Consider the following 5815-nt stretch of genomic DNA (forward strand, 5'->3'; position numbering starts at 1 on the left):
AATGTATTAACCTTGTTGTTCCAGCTATTAATTATGGGACGGCTGGTTCCGCTGATAGGTTTGGCCTGGACATTGGCAATAATACCTTTACTGTTGGCAATGGGTTTTCTAATTTTAAGTTTTTCCCCGATAGTAATGGTGTTAATCATAGTGCAGGTCGTACGTAGAGCCGGGAATTATGCAATTATGCGTCCGGCCAGGGAAATGTTATACGTGGTGGTCGACAGGGAATCCAAGTACAAAGCTAAAAATTTTATCGATACAGCGGTTTATCGGGGCGGCGATGCAGTAAGTTCCTGGGTCTATGCCGGCATGAAATCAATGGGTTTATCTATTTCGAATATTGCACTGATCGCTGTACCGCTGGCGCTGGTTTGGGCCTGGGTCGCTTTTCGTATGGGGAAATGGCAGCAGAAATTAAGCGCTAACTCGTAAAACTCGTTAAGTAAGGAGAGGAATATGACTATGCTGAAAAAACCGATCTGCCGTCGAGCGTTTCTAAAAACTGTGGTTGGGGCTAGCGCCAGTTTTCCATTGTTAAGCTCAACGCTATTTGCGAAGGCCAAAACCGCCATCAAAAAACCCATTCCTTCGTCTGGCGAGTTATTACCCGTAATCGGTATGGGATCATCGCGAACCTTTGATGTAGTCGATAACCAGGAAGCGCGGGGCAAGTTACAAAAGGTATTACAGACCTTTTTTGATAATGGCGGTTCACTGATCGATTCATCACCTATGTATGGATCTTCTGAGGAAGTTATAGGCGATTTGTTGAAGAAAGTGAACAACAAAGGTGCTTTGTTCTCCGCAACCAAGGTATGGATTGATGGCCAGCAGGAAGGCGTAGAGCAAATGCGAAACTCCATGAAACTATGGGGGGTGAACAAATTTGACTTGATGCAGATTCACAATTTGCGTGACTGGCAAGTGCATTTGGAAACATTAAAGCAATGGAAAGCCGACGGTAAAATTCGTTACATTGGCATTACAACCTCACACGGGTGGTCTCACGACGAACTGGAAACAGTTCTCAAAAAGGAAACATTTGACTTCGTACAGTTTAGTTACAATATTATCGACCGCGCAGTCGAGCGTCGTCTCCTGCCGATTGCCAGGGAAAAGGGCATTGCGACGTTAATTAATCGACCGTATCAAAAAGGGAGTTTATTCAGTAATGTCAGGAGCAAGCCCTTGCCAGAATGGGCAAAAGAATTTGATATTGAGAGTTGGGGGCAATTCTTTTTGAAATTTATAGTATCTCATCCAACAGTGACCTGCGTTATTCCGGCAACATCCAAACCTCATCACATGCTTGATAATATGGGAGCCGGCTTTGGTCAATTACCGGATGCGAAAACGCGACAACGGATGATTGAGTATATGGATTCGCTATAGAATACCTTGTTTGGTGACAGTAAGATCCAGATACTAAATTCAAGTGCTTCAAATAACATATAAAATATATTAAGAATACCCTGTAACTATTTGATAATTAGACAATATCAAAGATTGTCTGCTATGCCTTATTCCCTCACAACATCTAAAGATTTTCCGTAAGTCCTCGATAAAACAAGAGTGTAGTAGTGGATGAAAACTGACTGGTTCGTTCTTTGAACCGGCGACCAATAAAAACCTGTCCCAGGATACTTACTATATTTTGCAACCGTAAATAGATGGTGCGGCAAGGGTGTGTATGGCAGCGATAGTCTGCAAAAATCAGATTAATCCACATAAAAGCATGACGTTGCTATCGATTGTTGTTGTGCTTTTTATTACAACAACGATGTTGCTGTGGGGCGCAAATACACGAGAACAGGATTTCCTGCAGAGTCAGCGAAACCTTGCAGAAAACTCTGTGATTGGCACCGCAAACCAGATTACGCAAAAGATCGCCGATTTACGCCAGGGCATAAAACTGTTTGCACAAAAAGAAAAACAACTTCTGAAACAGATAGCCGAAAATCCGGATGACCTGGATAAATACGATAACCTGGTAGATCTTGCCAAAGCCGAATTTCCAAATGCTGTAGCCATTACCATTGCAGATAAAAATGGCGATCCGTATGTTGAAGATTTTGATGGCTTCATACTGGATATCTGCAGAGTGGATATCAAAAGATATTCTGGTACCAGGCATCCACCTAATATATTTATTCATCCCAATCCTCTCGCTTACCATTTTGACATAATGGTAAAAGTTGATATCGGGTTAGGGGAACAAAGTATATTTTTCATGAGTTTTTCGCCCGAGTTGATCACGCGAATTCTGAATAATGGTGAGTTGTATTCACACAAACTAACACTTATTAAAAATGATTCATCCGGCTTAATTGAAATAACGTCAAAAGGGGCGCGTGACATGCTTCCCGCCGATAATATTCGACTGACTGATGAACAACGCAATAAAATTATCTACACCCGTCCTGTACTTCATACAGCCTGGAAATTGATAGATTTTCCGGTCAACGATTATCTGTCTAAACGCAGTCGTCAGATTTGGACAAAAACGTACGCCATGATTACATTGCTCTTTCTATTTAGTGGCGCGATGTTATTTTTACTGGGTCGTGTGGAGAAAAAAGCCAAAATTAGAACTGAAGCAGCCATAAGAGACAAAGTAACAGCTGAGTATGCCAATAAAGCAAAAAGTAACTTTCTGGCCAATATGAGTCATGAAATTCGTACACCGTTAACGGCTATTATAGGTTATGGCGAAACCTTACTACGCAGTGACCAGTCGATGAAGGAGCGGGTGCATGCAGTTAATACCATTATCGGGAGTGGCGAGCATTTACTAAATCTTATTAACGACATTTTAGATGTTTCAAAAATTGAGGCCGAAAAACTTGTTCTAGAGCAGGTTAAAGAGTCTCCTTATAAACTGATCAATGAAGTCAAAAATATTGTTTCCGGTCAAGTTGAAAGAAAAAATGTAGATTTTTCCATTAACTATGATTTTCCGCTGCCCAGGTACATTTACAGTGACTATGTGAGAATTAAGCAAATCCTGTTGAACCTGTGTTCCAATGCCATCAAGTTTACTGAAAAAGGTTATATTCGGATTAATATGAGATATGAGCAGGACATGGATCGTTTGTATTTCATTGTTCAGGATTCTGGCATTGGCATGTCTGAGAGAGCCCGGGAAAAAGTTTTCGATTCATTTACCCAGGCCGATGAGTCAACCACCCGGAAATATGGTGGTAGCGGTTTAGGGCTTACATTATCCAAACAGCTGGCTAATTTGTTAAACGGCGATATTGATGTTGATTCAAAGCCTGGCATTGGTAGTACCTTTGCCTTTTATATTCCTACTAATTTATCCGTCCAGAATAACCTTATCAATAGCGAATCTGATATCCCTGTATTAGAAACTGTATCCAGTAAACCCATCTGCGTTGAAAAACTCATGGGAAGAGTTCTGGTAGCAGAAGACAATGAAAACAATCAAAAACTTATTCAATTCAATCTTGAAAAAATGGGTCTGGACGTAGTGGTAGTCGACAATGGTAAGAAAGCCATTGATACCGCACTGGCGGGAAATTTTGATCTTGTCATCATGGATATGCAAATGCCGGTGATGGGAGGCCTGGAAGCAGTGGTAGAGCTTAGATATAACAATTATCAACAGGCAATTGTGGCTCTTACTGCAAGTGCATTGCAAGAGGACAAGGACAGATGTATGCGGGCCGGATGCAATGATTTTGTGACCAAACCAATTCATTATGAACAATTGTACCAGGTAGTAAAACAGTATCTTGCCGTGCAGGAAACTGGTCCCGTTACAGAGCCTTTATATTCCACCATTTTAGAAAATGACGCTGACTTCAAAGACCTGATGGATGCCTTTATTGACAGCCTGATTCCAACGAAAAAGAAGCTTAACCACGCTTTTAACGAAGAAGACTGGAAGTTATTTAGTGGGGTGATTCATCAAATTAAAGGACTGGGAGGCAGTTACGGCTATCCCGATATTACCCAGGTCGCCGCTAAAATTGAGTTTCAACTTGTTAGCGAAAATATTTCTGAAGTATCATTGCTGTTGAACGAGTTATTCGAACTATTTGATAGAGCCATTATGGGGCACCTAAAGACTACGGATATGGAGATTAAGGCAGTAGGCGACTAGCAAAACATATTTGCCTGGTAATTAAAAAAGCCCCGGACAGCGGGGCTTTTTGCGTATCATGCAATGGAATTTACTTATCTTTCCCCAGCTTGTTGCCCCGCATAGTTCCAGATATCAACATCTTTACCCTGTTCGCGAATGTGATCGGCACGATCTGTCAGATAGCGCTGAAAGCTGGGTTGTTTCCTGTAACTACCGGATAATACATAATCAAGAATACCCTGCGTATGAAATACTTTAAACGAACCTTCAGTTCGGATAATTTCTTCCCCTTTCTCATTAAAGACAACGATTGAAGGTGCGAATTTTACGTCCAGTTTTTTAGCCCATTCTCGTGCTGTTGTTTTCTTGCCATCAGGTGTAACAACAGGCGTCTTTGACCACATGTCGAGCTGCGCTGTTTTAAAGTTGCTAATAATGTTGCGCAGTTCCTTATCCGGCAATACTTTTGTATGCAGTGTATCGCAGTCTGGGCAATCTTTTTGTTCGAAAAATACGGCTATTGGTTTTTTGTTATTAGATACCACTTTTAGATTGATTGGCTCTTTTATGAAAAAGTCTTCCTTATGCATATTCTTACTTGATTTAGTGGAAGGGAGATTGGCTTTTACGAAATCACGGTATTTCATTTCCTTTTCTTTACGTTGTGCGACGTAATCCAGATCTACGCTGAATTTTCGCGGGGATCGATAGCCATTTAACCGCAATACGATTTTACCTTCTTCATCGTAGAACAACAGTGTAGGTGTGAACTGGACTTTAAGGGCTTCAGCCAGGGTTTTTTCCTTGTACTGCTTGCCATTTACATAAGTGATTTCACGGTCGCCCCACATATTAATGCCAATAATGTCGAAGTTCTTTTTAACCTTTTCTGCAATATTTTTCTGTGCCAGGTTACGTTCCACAAGCGCATTACAATAGGGACACCCATCCTGATGAAAAAACACGACCAACCTTTTACCGGACTCTTTGGCTTCCTCAATGTCTTCAGGGAAGTTAAGAAAACTCTCCTTGAACCAGTCAGGGTATTCCGTCATTTTCGCACCGTAAAATTTACCCTCAGCTTGTTTCGCAGACATGGCCGAAACTGAATAAAATAGAACCAGAGTAAATGTAAGGAGATACAAAGTTAACACGGAAGGTTGCTTGCGCATTTTTATATCCTCGACAGATTAATTATTGATTTATAACCACTTAAGAGGTAGTTCAACTAACTACAATTCGATGTCATGTAATTAAGACGATATCTATACCAGAAAATTCAACCTTAAAATAGTCAAATTAACAGATACTTACAAAATTTAATTGTGGTTTGAATGGGGGGAGTTAAAAAGCGGCTCAAATAACACTGGTCAGCTAAATCGACAGTTAACAGAAAGCACGCTAAGTTGAATGAAATTATATTAATGTCTTGCTTTAGGCCGCTAGTCAACGATGTGAAACATCTGACTAAAACGCACGCTATCACCAACCTTAGTCGCTACAATACGGATTTTACCTTTTCGAGAATTGACTTTGTCGTCACTGGTATGGTGAGTTAGAGTGAGCTCGCCGGTACCTAAAGCTTTCTTTCCTTTGAACGTCCACTTGATGTTATTAACAAATATTTCTCTACCATTCGTTGACGAAAAAAGGTTTTCGTAGTTCTGTTTCATTTCAACAAGGCCGGTGCGGTCTTTTGTCCAG

At 40.9% G+C, this 5815-nt stretch carries 5 protein-coding genes; 3 read left to right on the forward strand and 2 right to left on the reverse strand.

Annotation, left to right across the window (positions count from 1 at the left end):
• From ACWVCM_RS01450 to ACWVCM_RS01460, 3 genes are all read left to right on the forward strand, one after another.
• A partial coding sequence (locus tag ACWVCM_RS01450) for an Npt1/Npt2 family nucleotide transporter (protein WP_455199918.1) occupies nt 1–435 on the forward strand: 435 nt, incomplete at its 5' end.
• Nucleotides 436–459: 24 nt separating this feature from the next.
• Complete coding sequence (locus ACWVCM_RS01455; RefSeq protein WP_455199919.1) at nt 460–1395, forward strand: aldo/keto reductase; 936 nt, start codon at nt 460–462, stop codon at nt 1393–1395.
• 298 nt (nt 1396–1693) lie between these two features.
• Nucleotides 1694–4129 (forward strand): ATP-binding protein, encoded by a 2436-nt coding sequence (locus ACWVCM_RS01460; RefSeq protein ID WP_455199920.1) that lies wholly within the window; start codon nt 1694–1696, stop codon nt 4127–4129.
• A gap of 74 nt (nt 4130–4203) precedes the next feature.
• Here ACWVCM_RS01460 and ACWVCM_RS01465 read toward each other — a convergent pair whose 3' ends face one another.
• Both ACWVCM_RS01465 and ACWVCM_RS01470 read right to left on the reverse strand, forming a co-directional pair.
• Nucleotides 4204–5283 (reverse strand): thioredoxin family protein, encoded by a 1080-nt coding sequence (locus ACWVCM_RS01465; RefSeq protein ID WP_455199921.1) that lies wholly within the window; start codon nt 5281–5283, stop codon nt 4204–4206.
• 270 nt (nt 5284–5553) lie between these two features.
• Nucleotides 5554–5815 (reverse strand): hypothetical protein (locus tag ACWVCM_RS01470; RefSeq protein WP_455199922.1); only part of this gene is annotated, 262 nt, incomplete at its 5' end.

The organism is Kaarinaea lacus (assembly GCF_975902315.1).

Coding starts and splice junctions, on each gene's coding strand:
- ACWVCM_RS01455 (WP_455199919.1), top strand. CDS start 460: ATGACTATGCTGAAAAAACCGATCTGCCGTCGAGCGTTTCTAAAAACT.
- ACWVCM_RS01465 (WP_455199921.1), bottom strand. CDS start 5,283: ATGCGCAAGCAACCTTCCGTGTTAACTTTGTATCTCCTTACATTTACT.
- ACWVCM_RS01460 (WP_455199920.1), top strand. CDS start 1,694: ATGGCAGCGATAGTCTGCAAAAATCAGATTAATCCACATAAAAGCATG.